At 69.7% G+C, this 23,214-nt stretch carries 19 protein-coding genes; 12 read left to right on the top strand and 7 right to left on the bottom strand.

The genetic code is table 11. The features are described from left to right. Positions 1–293 precede the first annotated feature (293 nt). The 5 genes from AB0K10_RS09450 to AB0K10_RS09430 all read left to right on the top strand — a co-directional run bounded on the left by AB0K10_RS09450 (position 294) and on the right by AB0K10_RS09430 (position 11,936). On the top strand, positions 294–4,052 hold the full coding sequence (locus AB0K10_RS09450) for a hypothetical protein (protein ID WP_363681626.1): 3,759 nt from the start codon (positions 294–296) through the stop codon (positions 4,050–4,052). Then, positions 4,049–6,790: a BREX-2 system phosphatase PglZ gene (gene pglZ, locus AB0K10_RS09445; RefSeq protein WP_363681625.1), complete on the top strand. Its 2,742-nt coding sequence runs from the start codon at positions 4,049–4,051 to the stop codon at positions 6,788–6,790. Before AB0K10_RS09450 ends, pglZ begins: the two co-directional genes overlap by 4 nt. Then, complete coding sequence (brxD, locus tag AB0K10_RS09440) at positions 6,787–8,100, top strand: BREX system ATP-binding protein BrxD (protein ID WP_363681623.1); 1,314 nt, start codon at positions 6,787–6,789, stop codon at positions 8,098–8,100. Before pglZ ends, brxD begins: the two co-directional genes overlap by 4 nt. A gap of 12 nt (positions 8,101–8,112) precedes the next feature. After that, on the top strand, positions 8,113–10,248 hold the full coding sequence (locus AB0K10_RS09435) for a DEAD/DEAH box helicase (RefSeq protein WP_363681621.1): 2,136 nt from the start codon (positions 8,113–8,115) through the stop codon (positions 10,246–10,248). Positions 10,249–10,391: 143 nt separating this feature from the next. Next, positions 10,392–11,936 carry an NAD(P)-binding domain-containing protein gene (locus AB0K10_RS09430; protein ID WP_363681619.1) on the top strand — a complete coding sequence of 515 codons (1,545 nt, stop codon included), beginning with the start codon at positions 10,392–10,394 and terminating at the stop codon, positions 11,934–11,936. Here AB0K10_RS09430 and AB0K10_RS09425 read toward each other — a convergent pair. From AB0K10_RS09425 to AB0K10_RS09410, 4 genes are all read right to left on the bottom strand, one after another. After that, the gene (locus AB0K10_RS09425; protein ID WP_363682193.1) at positions 11,920–12,519 is read right to left on the bottom strand and encodes a nitroreductase family protein; all 600 of its coding nucleotides are present in this window, start codon (positions 12,517–12,519) and stop codon (positions 11,920–11,922) included. The genes AB0K10_RS09430 and AB0K10_RS09425 overlap by 17 nt on opposite strands. A gap of 127 nt (positions 12,520–12,646) precedes the next feature. Next, positions 12,647–13,792 carry a glutamate--cysteine ligase gene (locus AB0K10_RS09420; RefSeq protein WP_363681617.1) on the bottom strand — a complete coding sequence of 382 codons (1,146 nt, stop codon included), beginning with the start codon at positions 13,790–13,792 and terminating at the stop codon, positions 12,647–12,649. Positions 13,793–13,833: 41 nt separating this feature from the next. Beyond that, positions 13,834–14,997, bottom strand: coding sequence for a M20/M25/M40 family metallo-hydrolase (locus tag AB0K10_RS09415; protein ID WP_363681615.1), 1,164 nt, complete (start codon positions 14,995–14,997; stop codon positions 13,834–13,836). Positions 14,998–15,088: 91 nt separating this feature from the next. Then, the gene (locus tag AB0K10_RS09410) at positions 15,089–15,652 is read right to left on the bottom strand and encodes a carboxymuconolactone decarboxylase family protein (RefSeq protein WP_363681613.1); all 564 of its coding nucleotides are present in this window, start codon (positions 15,650–15,652) and stop codon (positions 15,089–15,091) included. Between the two features lie 269 nt (positions 15,653–15,921). On the opposite strand from AB0K10_RS09410, the gene AB0K10_RS09405 reads away from it, so the two are divergent. After that, complete coding sequence (locus tag AB0K10_RS09405) at positions 15,922–16,881, top strand: DUF559 domain-containing protein (RefSeq protein WP_363681611.1); 960 nt, start codon at positions 15,922–15,924, stop codon at positions 16,879–16,881. Between the two features lie 121 nt (positions 16,882–17,002). Here the strand turns inward: AB0K10_RS09405 and AB0K10_RS09400 are convergent, their stop codons facing one another. The 3 genes from AB0K10_RS09400 to AB0K10_RS09390 all read right to left on the bottom strand — a co-directional run bounded on the left by AB0K10_RS09400 (position 17,003) and on the right by AB0K10_RS09390 (position 18,846). Then, on the bottom strand, positions 17,003–17,461 hold the full coding sequence (locus AB0K10_RS09400) for a hypothetical protein (protein WP_363681609.1): 459 nt from the start codon (positions 17,459–17,461) through the stop codon (positions 17,003–17,005). A 33-nt stretch (positions 17,462–17,494) separates the two neighbouring features. Further along, positions 17,495–17,998: a hypothetical protein gene (locus AB0K10_RS09395; protein ID WP_363681607.1), complete on the bottom strand. Its 504-nt coding sequence runs from the start codon at positions 17,996–17,998 to the stop codon at positions 17,495–17,497. A gap of 74 nt (positions 17,999–18,072) precedes the next feature. After that, entirely contained in the window at positions 18,073–18,846 is a 774-nt protein-coding gene (locus AB0K10_RS09390; RefSeq protein ID WP_363681605.1) for a hypothetical protein, read from the bottom strand. A gap of 265 nt (positions 18,847–19,111) precedes the next feature. Between AB0K10_RS09390 and AB0K10_RS09385 the strand changes: the two genes are divergently transcribed. The 6 genes from AB0K10_RS09385 (at position 19,112) to AB0K10_RS09360 (ending at position 23,214) form a co-directional block, all read left to right on the top strand. Beyond that, complete coding sequence (locus AB0K10_RS09385) at positions 19,112–19,561, top strand: ribonuclease domain-containing protein (RefSeq protein ID WP_363681603.1); 450 nt, start codon at positions 19,112–19,114, stop codon at positions 19,559–19,561. A 99-nt stretch (positions 19,562–19,660) separates the two neighbouring features. Continuing rightward, positions 19,661–20,023 carry a barstar family protein gene (locus AB0K10_RS09380; RefSeq protein WP_363681601.1) on the top strand — a complete coding sequence of 121 codons (363 nt, stop codon included), beginning with the start codon at positions 19,661–19,663 and terminating at the stop codon, positions 20,021–20,023. 274 nt (positions 20,024–20,297) lie between these two features. Further along, complete coding sequence (locus AB0K10_RS09375; protein WP_363681599.1) at positions 20,298–21,239, top strand: hypothetical protein; 942 nt, start codon at positions 20,298–20,300, stop codon at positions 21,237–21,239. Between the two features lie 76 nt (positions 21,240–21,315). Then, a complete protein-coding gene (locus AB0K10_RS09370; protein WP_363681597.1) occupies positions 21,316–22,485 on the top strand; it encodes a hypothetical protein in 1,170 nt (389 codons plus the stop codon). Positions 22,486–22,502: 17 nt separating this feature from the next. Continuing rightward, complete coding sequence (locus tag AB0K10_RS09365) at positions 22,503–22,931, top strand: hypothetical protein (RefSeq protein WP_007460824.1); 429 nt, start codon at positions 22,503–22,505, stop codon at positions 22,929–22,931. A gap of 28 nt (positions 22,932–22,959) precedes the next feature. Then, a complete protein-coding gene (locus AB0K10_RS09360) occupies positions 22,960–23,214 on the top strand; it encodes a hypothetical protein (RefSeq protein WP_363681595.1) in 255 nt (84 codons plus the stop codon).

Below are 23,214 nucleotides of genomic sequence, written 5' to 3'. Positions count from 1 at the left end.
CCCCACGAAGGTTTTGGAACGCCGAGCCGGTGTCCACCCAGCCGAGCCGCAGTTCCGGCCGCACCCGGCCCGCCGTCTGTCGATAGACAGCAGGACGCGCTGAGCGATTGGCCCGACTGAAGTCCTACCGTGCATGCGTAGGCCTGTCCACCCCATGATCGGCCGCTCGATTTGTGCGTGGCGCCGGTCGCATGGAGGGTCTGGTTGACGTGCGTCAGCCAGAAAGCCAATTCGGTACAGGCACGAACGCGCCTGTACCGAACGTGCTGGCGTTGGTCGGTACGGTATGCAGCATGTCTTCGCCCAGCCCCGCGCCGCTGCTTCGGGAGTTCATCGACATCCCTGAGCGCACGAGCACGAGCGACTTCGTGCTCAAGCTCGCCGACAGCGTTGTCGACGTCGACGCCACCCTTCGCGACTATGTCGTCACGGACCGTCTGCTCGTCAACTTCGACGAGGCGCTTGGGCTGATCCGCTCCGCAGTCGAGGGGCATGCTTCCAAGGCCGCCTACCTGCACGGCTCATTCGGTTCCGGCAAGTCGCACTTCATGGCCGTGCTGCACGCGCTGCTGCGAGGCGAATCGGCCGCTCGCGGTCGCGACGAGTTGGCCCCGCTGGTGGCGAAGCACAGCGTCTGGCTGGATGGCCGCAAGTTCCTGCTCATTCCGTACCACCTGCTCGACGCCCGCTCGCTGGAGCAGCGGGTGCTGGGCGGCTACGTCGACCGGGTTCGTGCGTTGCACCCGGACGCGTCCATCCCGGCGGTCCACCGTACCGACGCGCTGCTGGATCAGGCGGCCTCGCTCCGCGAGAAGATCGGCGACAAGCAGTTCATCGACGGCCTACCCGGCGGCGACGCCGAAGACGAGTGGGGCGACAGCGAGACGTTCTGGACGCCCGAGCGACTGGATGAGGCGTTCGTCGGCGCGTACTCCGACGAACTGCGCCGCAAGCTGGTGAACGACCTGCTGACCAGTTGGAACGTCGGCTTCTTCAGCAACGCCCGGGAAGACGCCGAGGCGTTTGTCTCGCTCGATCGGGGTCTGACCGAGATCAGCCGGCACGCCAAAGAACTCGGCTACCACGGTCTGATCCTCTTTCTCGACGAGCTGATCCTCTGGCTGGCCAATTCGATCGGTGACCAGCAGTTCGTCTCGCGGGAGATCCAGAAGATCACCAACTTCGTCGAGGGCGGCGACACCCGCCGGCCGATCCCGGTGGTCAGCTTCATCGCTCGGCAGCGTGACCTGCGCGAGCTGGTCGGCGAGGAGGTCACCGGCGCAAACGAGCTGAGCTATCAGGACACCCTCAACCTGGCCAGCGGCCGGTTCGACGTGATCAAGCTGGAGGACCGTAACCTCCCAGAGATCGCTCGCCGCCGGCTGCTCAAGGCTCGCGACGACCGACCCGGGGCGGGCGAGGCCATCTCCCGGTCCTTCGACGCCACCACCAAGGTACGGCGAGAGGTGTTCGACACCCTGCTCGGCACCGACTCCGGCAGTGGCGCCGACATCGACGCCTTCCGGTCGACGTACCCGTTCAGCCCGGCGTTCCTCTCCACCCTGGTGCACGTCTCCAGCGCCCTGCAGCGGTCCCGGACCGCGTTGAAGCTGATGCGCCAGTTGCTGGTCGATCGCCGTGACACGCTGCGCCTCGGTCAGCTGGTACCCCTCGGCGACCTCTACGACGTCATCAGCACGGGCGGGGACCAGCCTTTCACCGAAAAGCTCAAGGCCGAGTTCGAAATGGCTCAGAAGCTCTATGACCTGAAGCTGCGCCCCTACCTGCTCAGCCAGTACGACCTCACGGACGACGACCTTGACGCGGCTCGCCGCGGTGACGCCCAGCCGGGCGAGACGGCGGGACGTGTCCGTGCCTTCACTGGCGACGACCGGCTGATCAAGACTCTGCTGCTGGCCGCGCTGGCGCCCAGCGTCCCGGCGCTGCGCAATCTCACCGCCCGACGGCTATCTGCGCTTAACCACGGCAGCATCACCAGCCCGATCCCGGGAGGCGAGGTCGGCCAGGTCAACCGGAAGTTGACCGACTGGGCCGGCCGCTTTGGCGAGATTCGTATCGGTGAGGGTGATGACCCGATCGTGTCGCTGGAGCTGGTCGGTGTCGACGTCGACAGCGTGCTCGCTACTGCCAAGCACTACGACAACGAGGGTGCCCGCAAGCACCTCGTCCAGCGGCTGCTCTGGAAACAGCTCGGCGTCCCGTGGAGCGACTCGTTCTTCGCCGAGGCTGCGCTGAGCTGGCGGGGCAGTCGCCGCTCGATCGAGCTGGTGTACGGCAACGTCCGCGACCCGCATGACATCCGCGACGAGGCATTCCCGCCTAATGATCCCTTCGGCTGGCGGATGATCATTGACTATCCGTTCGACGACGGGAGTCACGGGCCGGCCGACGACCGGCAGCGAGTCCAGGAGCTGAGCGGGCGGATGACGCCGCGCACGCTCTGTTGGATCCCGGCGGCCCTGACCATCGAACGCCGGAACGAATTGGGCAAGCTCGCCATCATCGACAAGTTGCTGGAGGGTCAGCGTTTCGACAGCCACGCCGAGCACCTCAACCCCGACGACCGTCGGCGGGCTCACGCGGCCCTGACCAACCAGCGCACCGCGCTGTTGAACAAGATGCAGTCGGTGCTGCGCCAGGCTTACGGGCTGGCAGGTAAGCAGCCCTCCGATGTGCAGCTGGGGTTCGATGATCACCTACAGTCGCTCACCCGTGCCTTGGAGCCAAAGCTTCCGATGGGCGCCACGTTCGCCGATGCCCTACGCAGCCTCGGTGACCAGATGCTCGGCCAGCAGTTCCCTGCCCATCCTGACTTCGACCCTGACCGCAAGGGCGAGCCGGTGCGCCTGCCGGACGTGAAGGTCGTGCTGGACCATGTCCGGCGTGCGGTCGAGTCGCCGGAGGGACGCGTCGAGGTCGAGCGGGCGCATCGGCAGACCATGCGGCGGATCGCCAACCCGCTCGGACTCGGCACGATGCACGAGGCAGCCTTCGTCATCGACGGTCAGTGGGCCCAGCACTTCCACCACAAGGCAGCAATCGAAAGCATCACCGGTGAGCTACGCGTCGCCGACCTGCTGCGCTGGATCGACGAACCCAGCCCCCGTGGTCTCGATCCGATCGTGGCGCAACTTGTTGTGGCCACCTTCGCCGAGCAGACGGACCGTGCCTTCTACCTACACGGAAGCACCGTCACGCCAGCCCCGGAACCGGGCCGGATCACGACCGACCATGCTCTGCGCGAGGAGCGGCTGCCGAGCGAGGAGGACTGGGCCGAGGCTCGGGCCCGTGCTGGTGCGATCTTCGGTGTTCATAACCTGAACCTGCGGCGAGGGCGGCTGGTGGCAATGTTCGGCCGCGACATCAGCAACGAGGCCGCCCGCTACCGGGAAGCCGCGCACAGCCTCACCGCCCGGCTCGAGCAGCACGACAAGTGGCTGGGGATCGACCAAGCATCCCTGTCCGGCCGGCTCGTCACCGCTCGCGCTGCGGCCGACCTGCTGGAACGGCTGGCGACCGGGCGTACGGCGGTCGAGACGATCGAACGGCTCTCGCAGGCGGATCTCTCCGGGCCGGCTGAACGAATCGGGAAGAGCATCAAGAGCGCTCAGCAGGTGTCCTCAAGCCTCGCCAGCACGGCCTGGGACAACTTCGAGATCATCGCCGGCCTCGGCGATCCGTATGCCGGGGAGGCCGCGGCAATCCTGGCTGAGGTGCGCCGCGTTGGTCAGGCCGACGAGTTGACCGCCGCACTCAGCCCAGCACTCCATGGCGCGCAGTCCGATGCCGTTTCCCTCATCCGTCGTGCTACCCGTCGGCGTGACAACCCCCCTCAGAGCGGCACTGCTGGCGGGAAGGTCGGGCCACCCGAGTACGTCGGGCCAGGCGGCGGGGGGCGGAGCAAGCCGGCCGCGCCGGATCTCGTTGCGGTACCCGCCGCCGACCTCGGCCAAGCCCTGGACAAGCTACGGGCCTTCGCCTCCGCCCACCCGGAAGCCACCATTGAGGTGAGCTGGAGAATCGTTTCGTGACTCAGGCACCTGCACCCGCTCAGGCACTGCGGATCAGCCCGGTCGCGCTCCGCCAGAAGGTGACGCAACAACTTGAGCGGCACCGCAATGGCGAGGCGTACCCGGTGATGGTGATCCGGGCCGAGCCGGTATGGCCATACGACCCCGCGGTGCTGTTGCCGGACGGACGCCAGGTTCGGGTAGTGCCGTGCGTGTCACCGCTTGCCGTGTGGGAGCACCTCGTCGCCGACCGCGGCGAGGAGGTGCTGGTGCTGCTCACCGACGTTCCGGAATCGGTGCTGCACCACGGGGTGCGGAGCCGGATCTTCCGTCAACACGTCATCACCGTGCAGCCGTGGGATCTGGTCGTCGACGCCTTCGGCGCCCACCTGCCGGACGCCGCCCTTGAGCGCGAGGCGTGGGCGGGGGAGGCGCTGCTCGACGCTATGCCACCGGCCGGCTGGCCGAGGCTCGCCACGTCCGTGCTGACCCGGGACGTGGCTCTGCGGCATCTCGCGGCGGTGCGGCTCGGCCTCGACCGTCACGGCCTCGGTCCGGACGACCTGGATGCAACGGCCCTGTTGCGATGGAGCACGGAGTCCGGTGCCGTAGAGGCGTTCGGACTGTTGCGGGAAGCCGAGCGAGTCGGACTTTCCCGGTGGCTGTTGGAACAGTTCGGCCGACCGGCGAAGGCACTTTTCGCGCTTGTCGACGCGGGGCGCGGGGCCGAGGCGCTGCCGCTGGGCTTGGTCTGCGACGCGCTCTGGAGCACCGAGGGCGCCGATGCGGTGCGCGCTCAGGGACGCGTCGAGCAGTACTTCGGCAACCTCAACGACGACGCGACAGTCCGCGGCTTCGCGGCGGCGGCCGTGCAGGTGGTCAGCGCGCTGCTGAACGCGCCCCGCCCGGCGGTTCGCCGCGACGGGCACGCCATCCTCGACCGCGCGGAGCAGTTGCTCATCCAGTTCTCCGCAGTCAGCAGCGCGGCGCACAGTCCGATCCTGCGGACCGGCTTCACCTACCGACTGGGTGCTGCGGCGGATGTACTACTTGCCGGTCTGCGGAACCCCACGAACCCGGAAGTCGAGCTGGCGGTCGATCACCTCGCCGAGCACCGGCTCGCCGAGGCCGAGGCAGAACGGGTCCGCCGAGCCCGCATGGCCCAGCGGCTTGTGCGTTGGCTCGGCACGACGGTGGTGCCTCCGCAGAGCGTCGCAGACGGCGTGCAACGCCACATTGCCGAGTGGGGGTGGGTGGACCGGGCGCTCAACCACGTCTGGGCTGGTGAAGAGACGCATCCGCAGCTGCAGCGGGCATACCGGGAGATCCATGAGCTGGCGCAGCAGCGGCGGCGTGAACTCGACGGCGCATTTGCGGGCCGGCTTGCGGCATGGGCCACCGCCGGCCCGGGAGGCGACGGCAACCTACTCACTGTCGAGAACCTCCTGCCGCGGGTGGTCGATCCGCTGATTCGCGCCGGCCGACCTGTGCTGCTCACCGTGCTCGACGGCATGAGTGCCGCCGTCGCGGTGCAGCTCGCCGACCAGTTGGCCCCGCACTGGGTGGAGTACGACCCGTTGGCGAAATCGGGAGCGGCCAGACGTCGGGGAATGGTCGCAGCGTTGCCCACCCTCACCGCAGTCTCCCGCACATCGCTCTTCGCCGGGGCGCTACGTGCCGGCAGTCAGGATCTTGAGCGGAGGCTCTTTGCCGAGGGGCGATGGGGTCGGGACTCGCGGATCTTCCACAAGGGTCCAGCCCGTGGCGGAGCGGGCGAGGTGATCGCCACCGAGTTGACCGACGCGGTGGCGAGTTCGGCTCCCGTGGTGGCCGTCGTGATCAATACGGTGGACGACTCGTTGGCACACGGTCGAGAGGGCGACGAGGCCGGTTGGCAGCTCAACGATCTCGGCTTCCTGAAGAGCCTGCTCGACCAGGCCCGCTCCACCGGTCGAGCCGTCATCATCACCAGCGACCACGGACACGTGCTCGAGCGCGGCGGCCAGCACCTCAAGACCCCGGATGCCGCATCCGCCCGACACCGAACCGGCGCCGGGCCGGCAGGGGCCGGTGAGGTGGAACTGGCCGGTCCGCGCGTCGTCTCGGACGGAAACCGCATCATCGCGCTCTGGGATCCGCTGCTGCGCCACCGTCCGAGCCGGGCGGGTTACCACGGCGGCGCGTCCCTGGCCGAGGTGACCATCCCGCTATTGGCCTACCTGCTGCCCAACGTGGTCGAACCACCGGCCGGGTGGGCGCCCATAGAGGAACGCACACCGGAGTGGTGGCAGAAAAACACTGCCGATCCGCAGCCGAGTTCTTCGGCGAAGCCGACGTCCACGCCGAAGCCGCGCCGTAAGGCCTCTGCTGTCGCCGGAGACGCGCTCTTCGACGTACCCGAAGCGGCGACCCTGCCGCAGACGGCCCCGTCCGTCAGCGACAGCGACCTGGTGGCGATGGTGTTGGCCACCGAACTGTTCGAGGCGCAGCACAGTCTGACGCCCCGCCGGGTGGAGTTGAAGAAGATCCAGGCAGCTATGCGGGCCTTGGTCGACGCCAAAGGCGTGCTGCCCGTGGCGGTACTGGCTCAACGAGCTGGCGAGGCGCCGGTGCGGGCGGTCGGCTTCGCCACCACTCTTCAACGAATCTTCAACGTGGACAACTATCCGGTGTTGTCGCTCACTGACAACTCCCGGACCGTCCGGTTGGACCTCCGGCTTCTCCAAGAGCAGTTCCGCCTGCCCGGGAGGCCGGCGTGACGACGGTCAGCCCGGCCCGCCGCCGCGAGGTGATCGACGCGCTGCGCCGCGGCGCCGTGCCATCGGCTGGTCTGGATCTCTTCGCGGTGGGACTGGACCGCTTCGGCGCCGCGATCGGTGACGACCTGGACGGCGTCGCCGCCGGCGGATCCGTCTTCAAGGCGGTCCGGGGCGAATACGGTTCGGGCAAGACGTTCTTCGCCCGGTGGATCGCCGAGCGAGCGAAACAAGCAAACCTCGCCGTCGCCGAGGTGCAGATTTCGGAGAACGAGACGCCGTTGCACAAGCTCGAGACCGTCTATCGCCGGCTCAGCGAGCGACTCACCACCTCGACTTTCCCGCCCAGCGCGCTCCGCCCGATCGTGGACGGCTGGTTCTACGCGCTGGAGGAGGACGTCCTGGCAGCGGGGCAGATCGACTGCCATGACGCCGACATGCTCGACCGGGCGGTGGATAACCTGCTCGACCAACGGCTGGCCATCGTGAGCCGCAGCGCTCCTGCGTTCGCTGCCGCGTTGCGTGGCTACCGCGCTGCTGCCGCACGAGGGGACGCCGCGACCGCGGACGCCGTGCTCGCCTGGCTCGGCGGGCAGCCGCACGTCGCGGCCGCCGCCCGTCGGGCAGCCGGAGTACGCGGCGACCTCGACCACTTCGCGGCGCTCAGCTTCCTGCAGGGACTGCTGGCCGTACTTCGTGACAGTGGGCATCCCGGTCTGCTGCTGGTGCTCGACGAGGTGGAGACCCTGCAACGGGTCCGCTCGGATGCCAGGGACAAGGCACTCAACGCCCTCCGGCAACTTATCGACGAGGTGCATTCCGGGCGATTTCCCGGTCTCTACCTGGTGATCACCGGCACGCCGGCGTTTTACGACGGTCCGCAGGGCGTCCAACGACTCGCCCCGTTGGCGCAACGGCTCGCGGTGGATTTCAACACCGACCCACGATTCGACAATCCGCGCGCCGTGCAGATCCGGCTGCCGGGCTTCATCGCCGATTCCCTCGTCGAGCTCGGCGGCCGAGTACGGGACCTCTACGCCGACGGGTCCGCCGCACCGGAGCGAGTGTCCGCGCTCGTCGACGACGGATACCTCGGCGAACTGGCACGGGCAGTCGCCGGTGGTCTCGGTGGCAGAGTCGGAGTGGCGCCGCGCCTCTTCCTCAAGAAGCTCGTGGGGGAGGTGCTCGACCGGGTGGATCAGTTCCCCGAGTTCGACCCTCGGCAACACTATGCGCTCACTCTGGCCGCTGCCGAGATGACGGACGTGGAGCGGAACGCCACGAGTGCCGACGAGATCTCGATCGAACTCTGAGGAGCGTCGGGTATGACGAGCGGTGCCGAACTTTTGCATCCAGTCGTGCTGCATCACGTCGTCAACTCATTGCAATGGCCGGTATTGCGACCGCTGCAGGAAGCAGCCGTGCAGCCACTGCTGGCGGGCGAGGACGCACTCCTGCTCGCGCCCACGGCCGGTGGAAAGACTGAGGCGGCGGTGTTTCCGCTGCTGTCCCGGATGGCACAGGAGAACTGGTCGGGTACCTCCGTGCTGTACGTCTGCCCGCTGAAGGCGCTGCTCAACAATCTTCTGCCCCGCCTGGAGACTTACACGGCGTGGCTGGGGCGTCGCACGGCGCTCTGGCACGGCGATGTGACGATGGGGCGTCGCCGTGTGATTCTCCGCCAGAGGCCCGACATTCTGCTGACCACTCCGGAGTCCCTGGAGTCGATGCTGGTCAGCACCGCGGTCGATCACGATGCGTTCTTTGGGCAACTGCAGGCGATCGTCGTCGACGAGGTGCACGCCTTCGCCGGTGATGATCGAGGCTGGCACCTGCTGGCCGTGTTGGAACGACTCAGCCGGGTGGCTGGGCGATCGGTACAGCGAATCGGCCTTTCGGCGACGGTCGGCAACCCGGACGACTTGCTGGCATGGTTACAGGGCGCTGGCCGGGGTCAGCGGTCCGCACGGGTGATCGCACCTGATCGTCGCACTTCGGCGGCGTCAGCGACGTCCGTCTCGCATCCAGATGGTGAGGTTGAGCTCGACTACGTCGGATCGGTGCACAATGCGGCGAAGGTCATTGCGGCCCTTCATCACGGACAGAAGCGATTGGTCTTCTGCGACTCTCGCGCGCTTGTCGAGGATCTTGGCCAGCGACTGCGCGCCCTCAACGTGACGACTTTCCTCTCCCATGCGTCCCTCTCGATCGACGAGCGGCGGCGGGCAGAAGAAGCCTTCGCTCAGGAGCGCGACTGCGTCATCGTCGCCACCAGCACTCTGGAGCTCGGTATCGACGTGGGTGACCTTGACCGGGTCATCCAAATCAATGCTCCGCGCAGCGTCGCCGCCTTTCTTCAGCGGATCGGCCGAACGGGTAGGCGTCCCGGTAGCAGCCGTAACTGTCTCTTCCTCACCTTGGACGGTGAAGGGCTGCTGCACGCCGCTGGTCTCCTGAACCTCTGGGCACAGGGTTGGGTCGAGCCAGTCGTACCCCCACCGGAACCACGACACATTGTGGCGCAGCAGCTGCTGGCGCTCGCGCTGCAGAAGCATCGAGTCGGTGACAACCTCTGGGCGCAGGAGTGGAATGGGCTGTCGCCCTTCGACAAGAGCGCGGAAGTGATCGTGCGGCACCTCGTCCAGCATGGCTATCTCGATGTCGACTCCGGAATGCTCTTCATCGGGCCGGAAGCGGAACTGCGCTTCGGACGTCGGCACTTCATGGAGATGTTGGCGGTGTTCACCGCACCGCCGCAGTTCACCGTGCTGGCCGGTCGTACCGAGATCGGCCGGACCGATCCAGCGCTGTTGACGGCGAAGGTGTTCGGTCCCCGGCTACTGCTGCTCGCTGGCCGAAGTTGGCGTGTCACCTACATCGACTGGAAACGCCGCCGATGCTTCGTGGAACCGGCAGAGGGCGGCGGAAAGGCGCTCTGGATGACCAACGGGTCTCCCCAAGGGCTGTCGTACCAGATGGTCCGTTCGATGCGTGATGTGCTACTCGGCGCTGAACCGCCTGTCGCCCTCACCGGCCGAGCGAAGACCAGACTGGCCGATCTACGGGACGACGCGACCTCTGTCGTCCATCCCGGCGGCACGGTGGTCGTCAGGGACGGTGACGATGAGGTCAGATGGTGGACGTGGGCGGGCTTCCGGGCGAACGCCACCCTTATCGCGACCCTGAGTGAACTCGCCGACCCGGCTCAGCGGTACGACGACGCATCGATAAGGCTGCGAGCGGACGTTGACAACGGGACGCTGCGAGCAGCAATGGCGGATGCGGTCGAGCGGATCTGCCTGCCGGAAGTCTCCGATAAGGCGCTTGCCGGCCTAAAGTTCAGTGCAGCATTGCCAGAACGCCTTGCCGTCGCCACGCTGGCTGCTCGACTGGCAGACATCCCAGCGGCCCGGGCCGTGCTTGCCCAACCCACGCGAGTGGCGTACCAATCCTCTGCATGATCGACCGATGATCATTGGCTGCCCGACCAGCCTGCCGGGTGCGGGCCTACTGTGCTGCTGGTGCGAAGCCATGGTGGGCATTGACAGGCGTCGCTTCGCATCCCATGGTCGATGGAGTCTTCCCTCCGTCGAAGGGCCACAGGATGGTCAGCAGCGAACACCGGTACGTCATCGTCGGGGCGGGGCCCGCCGGCCTCCAACTGAGCTATTACCTGCAGCAACACGGTGCCGACTACCTGACGCTGGAGAGCGGCGACGAGCCCGGCGGTTTCTTCCGGCGGTTTCCGCGCCACCGGCGGCTCATCTCGCTGAACAAGGTGCACACCGACAGCGCCGATCCGGAGATTCGCCTGCGCTGGGACTGGAACTCGCTGCTCAACGACTCCCCGGACCTGCTGTTTCCGCGCTTCAGCGACGAGTACCTGCCGGCGGCCGACGACCTCGTCCGCTACCTCGCCGAGTTCCAGCGGGTCCACCAGCTCAACATCCGTTTCGGCACGACTGTCGAGCGGATCACGCGGACCGGCGACGGTTTCACGCTGCGCACCGACCGGGGGGACGTGCGTGCGCGCTGCCTGGTCGTCGCGACCGGCTGGGGCCGGCCCTTCGTGCCGGCCATCAAGGGCATCGAACATGCCATCGGGTACGAGGACATGGTCGTCGACCCCACGGCGTACGACGGGCAGCGGGTCCTCATCATCGGCAAGGGCAACTCCGCCTTCGAGACCGCGTCGGCCATCCTCGGCCGGGCGTCGATGGTGCACCTCGCCAGCCGGCAGCCCCTGCGGCTGGCGTGGAACACCAAACACCCCGGCGACGTACGCGGTCAGTACGGCGCGATCCTCGACAGCTACCAGTTCAAGACGCTGCACTCGGTGCTGGACTGCACGATCGACGAGATCCGGCCCGTCGACGGGCGGTTCCGGGTGTCGATCACGTACACCCATGCCGAGGGCGAGACCGCCGAGCTGGACTACCACACGGTGTTGCGGTGCACCGGCTTCCGGATGGACACCGCGCTGTTCGACGAGACGTCCCGGCCCGACATGGTGCGCGACGGCCGTATGCCCGGTCTGCGCCCCGACTGGCAGTCGAGCAACGTCGACGGCCTGTACTTCGCCGGCACCATCGCCCAGGCCCGCGACGCCAAGCACGCGTCGTCACCGTTCATCGACGGCTTCCGGTACAACCTGCGGACGTTCACCCGGATCCTGCGGGAGCGCTACGACGGCGTGCCGCTGTCGTACGCGACGACGCCTGCCGACGCCGTGTCGCTGACGAAGCTGATGCTCGACCGGGTCAACTGGTCCTCGGCGCTGTGGACGCAGTTCGAGTACCTCTGTGACGTCTTCGTCCGCGACGGCGCCACCGGCGACATCCACCACTACGAGGACCTGCCGGAGGACTACGCCGTGGAGCGTTTCGCGGCGGCCACGCAGTGGTACACGCTCGCGCTGCGGTGGGGCCGCGACGACTACGGTGACGTCTTCGCCATCGACAGGCACCCGACCCCCGACCGTGCCCGGGAGAGCGCCTTCATCCACCCGGTGATCAGGCGTTACCGCGGCACGGAGCTCGTCGCCGAGCAGCATCTGCTGGAGGATCTGCTCGCCGAGTGGCGGCGTCCGGACCGGCACGTGGAACCGTTGGTCGAGTTCCTGACCGAGGATCTCACCAGCGGACCATGATCTCGTCGAGGGGTTTGCGGGGCAGGTCGGGGACGAGGGCGTCCGCTGTGGGATAACCGACGGGCATCACCACGTACGGGCGTTCCTCCGGTGGCCGCTCGCACACCTCGTTGAGGAACCGCATCGGGCTGGGCGTGTGGGTAAGCGTGACCAGGCCGGCGTGGTGCAGCGCGGTGATCAGCAGGCCGACCGCGATGCCGACGGACTCCTTGACGTAGTACGGCTTCGGGCTGTGCGGCCCCTGGTGCACCTCGAACACGACGATGACGGCCGGCGCGGTCTCCAGGAACGGCTTGCGCCAGTCGGTGCCGAGCCCGGCGATCGCACCCAGCCACTCGGCCGAGGCGCGACGGTCGTAGAACGCGCGTTCCTCGGCTTCGGCGGCCTCGCGCAGCCGGCGTTTGCGGGCCGGATCGGTCAGGACGACGAACCGCCACGGCTGCACGTTGGCGCCGCTGGGCGCTGTCGACGCGGCCCGGATGGCGGCCTCGACCACCCCGTCGGGCAGAGGGTCACCGGTGAAGTCGCGTACCGATCGGCGCTGCGCCATCCGTTGCGCGAACGCCTCGGCCTCGCGCACCATGTCCGCCGGTGGCCTGCGATGGTGCTGGACGGGGACCCTGGGTGTCAGGTCAGTGTGGTTCACCTGTGGCCTCCCCTGCCGCCGACATCCGGTTTCCCCAGCATGTCGGAGGCCGGGCGACTTGTCGTTACGCAGGCGTGCCCTCTTCGTGTGCGGGCACGTCGGGCGCGGTCCGGCTGGCGATCTCGTCGACGACGTCGGTCAGTCGTCCGCGCACCGCGTGGGCGGCCCGCTGACGGGTCGCGCCGTCGCCGTCCGCGGCGAGCCACGTCAGCCAGCGCCGCACCCGATGGCTGTCACCCGCGGCGTCCAGCGCCGGCCGGGCGTACTCGACGAGCCGTTCGGCGAGAGATGCCGCGGGCAGCAGCCGGCCCGTGGCGACGTCGACACCGTGGCCGCCCATGCCGTCGCGGGCGGCCCGCCAGTAGGCGAGCCGCAGCAGCTCGGGGGTCAGTCGCGGGCCCTCGTCGCCCCGGTCCACGGCCTCGCCGGCGACGACCACCAGGGCCCGCACCAGGGCGGCGAGCGCCGCGGACTCGGTGGCGGTGACGGGGACGTCGGCCACCCGTACCTCAAGTGTGGGGTGGCGGGTGGACAGGCGGAGATCCCAGAAGATCGTCCCGTGGTCGACGAGCGCGCCCGCGTCGAGAAGCATGTCCACGTGGTCGTCGTACTGCCGGGCGGACGTCAGGTACGGCGGTGGGCCGGCCACCGGCCAGCGCCCCCACGTGACGGTGCGCCAACTCGCGTAGCCGGTGTCGCGCTCCGCCCAGTAGGGCGAGTTGGCGGTGAGGGCGATGAGCACCGGTAGGTGTACGCGCAGGTGGTTGCCGATCAGCACGGCCCGGTCCCGGTCGGGCTGCTCCACGTGGACGTGGACGGCGCAGATCGCCAGCTCGTCGTGCAGCCCACGAAAGGTCGCGGTGCCTCGATCCTGCCGCGGCCCCTTGGTGAGGGGCGGCGGCACCGCCTGGCCCAGCACCGGCGAGCCGCTGGCGATCACCCGCAGACCCGCCGAGCGAGCGGCGGCCTGAATGGCGGCCCTGCCTTCGACGAGCTGGGCGGCGAGGTCGTCGACGCTGTGGCACGGGTCGGTGCGCGTCTCGATCTGCAAGGTGGTGATCTCGCCGCCCACCCGGGGGCCGAGCGTCGGGCGCGCGCCGTCGACGACGGTCGCCGCCAGCGGTACGACCTCGCCCCGGTCGGCGTCGACGACGAGGAACTCCTCCTCCACGCCGAGCAGGGGCGGTCCCGAGAGCTGTCCCGTCGTCATGTCGCGTCCTCGCTGCCGGTCGTACGCCGGCACTGAGCACGTTACGGTATGTCGTCGACGGGTCGCTCCCCGAAACGCTCCATCGTGGACAGGGCTTCCACGAGCCCGGCCAACAGCGCCGTCCGTTCCGGCATCCGGTCGAGGCAGACGTACTCGTCGGCGGCGTGCGCTCCGCCCCCGACCGCGCCCAGGCCGTCAAGCGTCGGTACGCCCAGCGCGGCGGTGAAGTTGCCGTCGGACGCGCCTGCGGCGTACGCGCCGGTCAGGCGCGGGATGCCCAGTCGGCGGGCGATCGACTGGGCCACCTCCAGCAGTGGCCACGCGAGCTCCGCGGACATCGGATAGCGGTTGATGCCGCCCTGGACGGCAAGCGTCGCCTCGGGCAGGAACGGGACGAGCCCGCGGATGGCGTGGTCGACGCGTTCGAGCTCGTCCCTCGTCCAGGCCCGGACGTCGACGGCCAGGCTGGCGCGCTCGGGCACCGTGTTCGTGGTGGTGCCGGCGGAGAGCACTGTCGGCGTGACCGAGGTGCCGCCGCTGTCGGCCACGCCAAGCCCGCCCAGCGTGAGAACCTGGTGGGCGACCTCGACCGTGGCGTTGACTCCGCGCTGCGGCTCGACGCCGGCGTGGGCCGCCCGACCCGAGACGGTGACGCGGTAGACCGAGCCACCCTTGCGGGCCACCTTCAGGTGCCCGTCCGGGGTGGCCGCCTCGCAGACCAGGACCGCGCCCGAGCGCCGCGCCTCCCGTTCGATCAGGTGTCGCGACGTGCCGGACCCGCTCTCCTCGTCGCAGGTGAGCAGCACGCCGACCGTCGAGGTGTCCTCGACCAGGCTCAGGGCCGTGACCATCTGCACGATGCCGGCCTTCATGTCGCACACGCCGGGCCCGGTCGCCACGTCTCCGCGCACGTCGAACGGCCGGGACCGGATCGTGCCCACCGGGAAGACGGTGTCGAAGTGGCCGAGCAGCAGCACACGCTGGTGTACGGCAGGCCACAGCAGGTGCGGCAGACCGTCGATCACGACCCGGTGGGCGGGCCGGCCGAGCACGTCCTGCCCCCAGTCGGCGAGCAGGTCGGCGCAGGATTCGAGCTGGGGCAGCGAACCCGGCGCCGACTCGCGGGAGACGAGCGTGCTCAGCCGATCGACCATGTCGGCTCGGCGCCGCTGGGCGGCGTCGAGCAGGAAACGGGGACGGTCCATCGATCCCTCCAACCGCACGGCCGACGGGCTTCATCAGGCGTGCCAGTCGACAATCGCAGGGGGATCGGGGTGCGGTCACCCGTGGTTGTGCTCAGACCGCCGGCGCGTTGGCCGCCGACCCGTAGCCGAATTCGACGATCCGGTGCGCCATCCCGGCGTACGCCTCCTGGCCCTCGGGCGCGAAGGTGCCCAGCCCGTCGACGTACCTGTTGAACATGCAGAACGCGGCGGCGATCAGAACTGTGTCGTGGATCTCCAGGTCGGTGGCGCCCTCGGCGCGGGCGTCGGCCACCAGTTCGGTGGTGACGTTGCGGCCACTGATCTGCACCGCGCCGGCGATCCGCAGCAGCGCCCGCAGCTTGGCCGAGATCGGGGCGGCGTCGAGGTCGGCGCGTACCTGGTCGACGAGGCTCATGCCCTCGTCGAGCTGCGCGGCGGCGAAGGCCGAGTGCGACGCGCAGCAGAAGGTGCACTCGTTGCGCCCGGAGACGTACGCGGCGATCAGCTCGCGCTCGCCGGCCGGGAGCGAGTGCGGGGCCCGCAGCAGCACCTCGGCCAGCTCGTTGAGCGGCTTCGCCGTCTCCGGGCGGTACCGCATCGGGCCGGTGACGCCGGGAAATTCCTTCTCGTCGATCCCGAGATCGATGTGCGCCATGGTGATCTGCCCTCCAGCCGTGAACGCGGCCCGACCGGACGACGCCTCCGGTGGCGGGGCTGCCCGTGCGGGGCGGCGTGACAGACGCCGCGCAGCCACGATCTCATCCCGTCCGTCGAGAGTCTTTCTTCATTCATGCTCTCTCCAGGGACCGGACGGGCCGTATCACATACGGATCAGGTGCGGGCTTCGTCCACAGTCACCCGCGCCGTCCACAGCAGCTCGGGCTCAGACCGCGATCGGGGGCAGGTCGGGGCAGGGTGGGGCCCGTGGACCCGAAGCTGCGCGAACTCCTCGTGCGCGGTGGCGGCCTGGTCGTCCGGCGGGACGCGCTACGGGTCACGCCGGTGTGGACGATCCAGACGGCCTGGCGGGCGGGACGGCTCGTGCGGCTGCTGCCCCGGGTCTATGGTGACGCCGCGCTGATCCGGGACACCACGTCCGACCTGCCACCTCTGGCCCGGGTCGATCCGGAGGTGGCTCGTCGCGCCGTGCTGGCGTACACCGACGGGCGTGGCGCTCTCAGCGGACTGAGCGCACTCGACGCGTGGGGTCTACGCCAGCAGGCACCCGGCGAGCCGCTGTACGTCGACCTGCCCAGGGGGTCGGGCCTGCGCGGCCGGCCGCATCTCGTGGTACGCCATCGCGCCGGGTTCGCGGTCGAACCGCCGCAGGTGGTGGTGCGGGGTGGGTTGCCGGTGACGCGGCTCGACCGGACCCTGGTGGATTGTTGGTCGTTACTGCCGCCGGTCGAGCGGCCCAACCCGCTGATCCGTGCGGTAAACGATCGGCTGACCACGCCACAGCGACTCGTCGCGGCCCTCGCCGAGGTGCCCCGGATCACCGATCGCGCGGCGCTGCGTGGTCTGCTGGATCGGCTCACCGCCGGCTGCCGCAGTCCGCTGGAGATCTGGGGCCACGATCGAGTCTTCACGGGCCCCGGTATGCCGGCGTTCACCCGACAGGTGCGGGTGCGGGTCGGTGCCCGAACCATCTACCTCGACATGTTCGTCGAGGCGGAGCGCGTCAACGTCGAACTGGACGGCGCCGGCACCCACGCCGATCCGGCCGAGCGCGAGATCGACCTTCGCCGCGACGCCCTGCTGGCCACCGTCGGGATCCTCGTCGTCCGCTTCACCCACCGCCGCCTCGTGGCGAACCCCGCCGAAGTCCGCCAGGAAACCCTCGCCATCCTCGCCGCCCGTCGCCATTCCCCCATGATCAGGTGATGAAAAGTAGGTCTCAGAGGGCCTCCGGACCTGTTTGCCATCACTTGATCATGGGAGGCGGGCCGAGCATGGCCGGGCCGGGCCGGGCCGGGGTGGGGTGGGGCTGAGCGGGCGAGGAATGCTACTCGGAGGTGGCGACGGCCAGGGCGCCGCAGCCGATCACCAGGGCGAGCACTGTCACCAGGACGATGCTCAGGATGGCGCCCGGGCGTTGGATCAGCGGTTTGCCGGGATCCAGGGGCGCCGGCAGCGATGCCGCGACGCCCGGCGTGGGCTGCGGCGGGGCGAGGCGCAGGATGCGACGCAACCGGAGGCGGTCCACGCCGAGGAAGATCGGAATGCCGATGATGCCGACTCCCCACCACGCGGCGAGCATGGTCTTGTTCGCGTGGTGGCGGTACACCGAGAGGCCGCAGTTGCGGCACATCCAGCCGCGTTGTGCGGAGACGACGTACAGGATCACGATGCTGGTCATCGACTGGAAGGACACGTGGGCGGCGGGGTGGCTGCCGCAGAACTGGCACTCCCCGTCGGCGGGCGGGCGGAGGGCCGGGGGCGGCACGGCCCCGGGCGTGGGCATCGTCGACATTGTGGGCTCCGAGGGGGCGACGGGTCAGTTGGCCGCTGCGGGGTAGCGGTCTCCGCCGTACTGGCGCAGGGCCGCCTCGACCTGGTCGCGCGACTGCTTGGTGCTCTTCAGGTCGGCGATGTGGTAGCCCCGCAGGCCGGTCAGCTCGACGTCGGGCGGCAGCGCCCGCTCGGTCTGGTCGGCGACCCAGACGGTCAGGATGCTCGGCTTCTCCAGCTTGCCGGCGTTGGGCTTCTTCTCGACCGCGACCCGGCTCACGTCCGACCAGGCGAAGTCCACGGTCGCCTCGCCCCTGGTCCAGCTGATGCCCCGCTCGCCGATGCGGACGGCGAATGCCTGGCGGCTCTCCCGCACCGCGCCCAGGCCGGCGATCAGGGCGAGCAGCGCCATCACGTAGCCGACCCAGTTGCCGAAGGTGAACTCCCGGCCCATCGCCGACAGGATCTCCGGCGAGAACGCCAGGAACACCGCCAGCACGAGCAGTGCCGGACCCTTGGCGTACGGCTTCCAGTTGCGTTCGAGCTCCATGGCGTACGTTCCTCCCCGTGCCTCCCCGAGCGGAAGGACGGAAGGATGCTAGCCAGCTTTCCTCGTTGACGTGATCAAGATTTGGTAGCGCGGAGGTGAAGGAGTTCGCCGATCCACCGCGCGGCCTCCCTCTGGGCGTCGAGCAGGTGCTGGCGGGCGTCAGCCACCTCCTGGTCGGCGTCCGCGTCGAGGTGGTCGCCCAGGATCGCCGTCCACCGTCGGCTCAGCTCCTCGGCGTACGTCGCCCTGCGCAACTGCTCGTCGAACTGGTACTCCAGTTTCACCATCCGGTCGACGTGCGGCCGGAGCGCCGGCATGATCCGCTCGTCGAGCCGGACGGTGGCATCGGGTCGGCAGGTGATGATGACGTCGCCGCGCTGGTAGCGCCACTCCGGCTCGTCGGCGAGCGCCCGCTGCAACGCCACCTCCAGATCACCTGCCCGATGCGGCGGTAGGTCCCGGGCGGCGTCGGCGGCGAGCCGGGTCAGCCGTTGGATCGCGTTCGGCTCGAAGTACTGCACGTACCAGCTCAACACCTCGGCGCGCAGGCTCGCCGGTGACGACCAGGCGAACGTGGCGCGGACGTAGAACGCGTACACGTACCCCCGGGCGGGGACCGCGATCAGCCGTGGCGCGTCGCGCTGTTCGACGAGCGGCCCCGGTGGGGACGGGCCGGCCCCGGCCCCGACGGGCGCCTCGTCCTGGAGCGCGGCCACCAGCCGGTCCCACGTCCGTGCCCACCACCGCCAACCCCGGACACTCACGTCCCGGGCGATGGTCAGCCCACGGACGCCCCGCCGACGCCACAGATCCGCGGGCCTCGGCCTCTCCTCGGGAGCGTCCGTCATGGCACCCCTTCACGGTCACCGATCCGCATGTCACGCTAACAACGGATGACCGATATGCCCGTAGCCGCGCCGATGGTCCCAGGTTGGGCCGGCGTCGGGAAACGCGCGATCCGCTCGCTCGTGGAGGGGGCGATCGCCCGGGGTTCACCGAGCATTGTGGAGCAGTTGGGGTGGTGGGGGCTGTCGCCGAACCCCGGCAACGGCGAGACTGACTCCGATCCGCCAACGACGCGGATCGATGGATCGGATGGTCTGGAGGCAGCCTGTGTTCACCCTCGTGTCCCCGCTGGCCACGCTCGGCGCGATCCGCCGGCGTACCACCACCCTCGCCCTGCTCCTCACCATGGTCGCCGCCGCGCTGGTCGGCCCGTCCGTGGTGACCCCTCGCCTGACCGACTCCGCGTCGGCGGCGGTCTATGGCTCCTGCACCGTCAGCCGGTGCGCGGATGCGCGTTCTGCCCGCTCCGGCTGGTCCGCCAAGGGCTTCCCAACCAGCCGCGGCTGGTACTCCTGGAGCGGCGGGCTGTCCAACTTCGCCGGCGGCCGGTTCTACAACTACGAGGGTCAACTGCCCACCAACGCCACCTACTACGAGTACGACGTGTATCCGCGTACCCAGGGCGCCGCCCGCGACGCGTACCGGATCGTGGTGAATCGCAGCACCGGGGTCACCTGGTTCTCGCCCAACCACTACACCGACTTCTACCGGCTCTGACCGATCCGGGCCGGCCGGCCGCGGTCGGCCGGCCCGCGTCGTCGCCCCGGTCGGATGTCGCCCAGTCCGATGCCGTCCGGTCCGATCAGGAGGCACATGATGGCCGATGAGAACGCGGGTCGGACACCCGACTGGCTGAACGTCCGCCGCGACGACACCCACGACGTGTCCGACGCGGTGGTGCTGGTCGGAGCCGCGACCCGGACCAGGAGCGACCTGTTCGCCGCGCTCGCCGGCGCGCTGGCCCTGCCGACGTACCTGGGGGACACCTGGGACGCCCTCTCCGACGTCCTCGCCGACCGGCTCGACGCCGGCCCGCTCACAGTGCTGATCACCGACGCCGGCCAGTTGCTCGCCGACGAGCCGAGCGATCAGTACGCCCTCCTGCTCGCCGTGCTCGACGACCTCGCCACCAGCGCCCCGCACCCGCTGCGCGTCACCCTCGACCGAAACCGACTCTGAGGTATACCGCTCTGCGGGGTGGCATGCCTCGGCCCCGCGCCGTGCGCCGACGGCAGCCGTCTCGCGCCGAGGACGGCCGTCTGAGGGCAGCCGGTTGAGGGCCGGGCACGCGGTTGGGGACGGCGGGCGGCTGTGCCCGTGCTCAGTTCCCGACAGTCCGGGGCGCCTCCCTGCGCGGTGACGGTGGTGGTGACGCTCGGGTGACGGCCCCTTCGCGATCCTCGTGCCCAGCCGGGCGGTGTGCCCCGGCCGGGGCAGCGGGGAGGCCGGTGCGGTGGACTTCGTCGATCAGGTGCTGGTGCGGTTGGCCGATCCGGGCACCCGCGCCTCCGTCTTCGACGACGCGTCACTGGCCCACCTGGTCGAGGCCGCGTACGACACCGAGGCGATGCCTGTCGCGCCCCCGTACGCGGCGGTCTTCGACGAGCTGACCCTCGGCTTCGCCGCCGCGCCCGCGACGCTGGCCGAGGGGGAGTGGCTGGGCTCCGGCGGCACCACCCGTACCGAGCTGCGGGTCCGGCTGCACGGTCTCGGCGGGTCGGCGCTGCGGATCGACGCGCTCTGGCGGGGCAGTCTGGTGGTGCGTACGAGCCTCGCGCGGGACCGGGTCGAGGACCTCGACGTGGCGGTGCCCGCCTTCGACGTCGACCCGCAGATCATCGCCGACCTCGGCGCGCTGCCGACCGACCCGGCGCTGCTGGAGACCGAGCGTCGTACCCGACTGGTGGCCCGGCTGCGGGCCGGCCTGCACCAGCCGACCGCCTTCACCGACGCGCACCTGGACCGGCTGCTCGCCGGCGTGGGCGCCGCGAATGCCGGTGATCTGGTGGCGCGGATGCGCGGGCAGGCCGCCGGGGCCACCGTGAAGCTGCGCTACGCGGACCCGCCGGCCGCGCCGCCCACGCCGCGTCCGCTGCCGTTCGCCGCGGCCGTGCTGATCCGTGATCGGGGTTTCTCCCTCGCCGACCTGCTCGTCGAGACGCGGCTGGTCCGGGCCCGCGCCGAGGAGTTGGGTCTGGAGACGCCCGCGCCCGACGACGTCCGGCGGCGGCATCGGGTGGTAGCCGTCTGGGTGGTTCCCATCGAGACGTTCGACGACGACGGCTGGCCCGGCGGCGACGCCGGCACCAACGTGCAGAAGCGGGCCGCCCGGTTCGCCCGCGCCGGCCAGTGGCTCGCCCGTAGCGGCATCGGACTGGCCGCCCTGACGACCTGAGACTCCCGGCCACTGGCAGCACCAGCGGCAGGCAGCCGCACAACTACCGCAGCAGCAACTTCGTCCGGGAGGACCCGTGGCACCGACAGCAGCATTCCCGTTCATCGAGGTCCGGATCGTGCCGCCACCGGCGCCGCTGGCCCAGCGCTCGCCGGGCGTCATTGCCGTGGTGGGCAAGGCGCCCTCCACGGCCGACGGTGGTTCGGCGCCGGCGAACACGCCGGTGCGGATCGAGACCCTCGACGACGCGGTCACCAACTTCGCCCGCCGGCAGGCCGGCAACGTGGTCCGCAACGCCCTCTACAACTCCCTGGAACTGGCGTTCCTGCAGGACCCGCGCCCGGCGAAGGTGTACGGGGTCAAGGTGGCCGGCGACGACTACGCCGCCGCGCTGAGCGGTCTGGAGGCCGCCGACGACGTGACGATGGTGTCGCTGGCCAACGAGTCGAACGTCGGCAACCCGGCCGGAGCGGGGGCGCCCACCGGGTTGCAGGCGCTCAAGGCGCACGTGGAGACGATGTCGGCCGCCGGCCAACGGCGGATCGGTTTCGCCATGGTCAACCCGGCGACCGAGAAGGGCCCCACCTACGTCGCGGACGTCACCACCGCCGCGAACCCGCTCAAGAGCAGCACCAGCCGGATGGTGATGATCGCTGCCCGGGGCGCCGACGGTGACGCCGCCACCGCCGCGATGGCCGCCGTGGCCGGACTGCCGGTGCACCACAGCATCGTGCTGAAGAAGATCCGCGGGGTGGCCGTCCCGGTGGCCAAGCAGTACAGCCCGGCCGAGATCAAGGGCCTCTCCGAGGCCAACCTCACCCCGATCATCGACCCGACTCTGATCACCGGCGAGAGCCTGCACTTCGCCGACGGACGGCTGTTCACCTCCGACGCGAGCCTGCTGCACGTCGACCTGGTCCGCACCCTCGACCAGATCGAGTTCATGCTCCGCGCCGGCCTGATCGGCCTGGTCGGTGACGCCCGCATCACCAAGCCGGGCATGACCCTGCTCAAGACCCAGGTGGACGGCATCCTCGGCCCGCTCAAGCGGCAGGCCGTGATCGACGACTACGGGGTCGAGATCCCGGTGCTGGACATCCTCACCATCCCCGAGGTGGCCCGTACCGCCACCGACACCTCGATCGTCACCGCCGCCCGGGCCGACCGCACGGTCGATCTGGTCGTCACCGTCACGTACGGCCCGGCCGTGAGCCGCCTGCTGGTCACGCTCGTGGCCAAGTTCTGACCCGGAGGAACCAGACCATGGAGTGGAAGACCCGCCTCGCGGTGCAGTACACCAAGGGCACCGAGACGGTGTTGATCAGCCCGATCGACTCGTTCAGCCCGTCCTTCTCGCTCAACGTCGAGGCGCTGCACTCGTGCGAGGTGACCCACCTGGGCGCCATCCACGCGCCGGTGTCGATGAACTTCACGATGACAGTCAAGGCGATCGGGGACGTCGCCGGCCGGCTCACCAAGCTGGCCCTGGACGGCGAACTGTTCGACATCGCGCTGCTGGAGCACACCGGCGACGACTGGTCGTTCTCGTCCTTCGTCTTGCGGGACTGCCTGATCACCAGCGCCACACCGACCACCGCCACCATCTCCGGCGCCCCGGCGGCGACCTTCAGCGGCTTCAGCCTGGCCGCCTCGGTCGACCCGAAGACCGGCGACCCGTCCGTCCTGCCGTAACCGCGCGACGATCAACCGGAGGTAGCAGATGGCGACCGGATCTGGCCGCGCCGCCCGGGTCACCCGTACCGGGCTGGCCCTGGTGCACGCGGGTGAGCTGGTGCTGCCGGCGGCCGGCAGCGAGGCGCAGGCCGAGCAGGTGGCCGAGGATGATCGCGCGGTCATCGCGTACCACTTCCCGGTGGAGATCGAGGTGGTCGCGGCCGGCGGCGCCCTCGACGCCGACGCGCTCGCCGACCTCGCGCTGGCCCGCCTCGCCGAGCACCTGGACGGGCGGGTCTGA

The organism is Micromonospora sp. NPDC049274 (assembly GCF_040678875.1).
Taxonomy (GTDB): domain Bacteria; phylum Actinomycetota; class Actinomycetes; order Mycobacteriales; family Micromonosporaceae; genus Micromonospora.
This window is presented reverse-complemented; position numbering and strand designations above follow the sequence as displayed.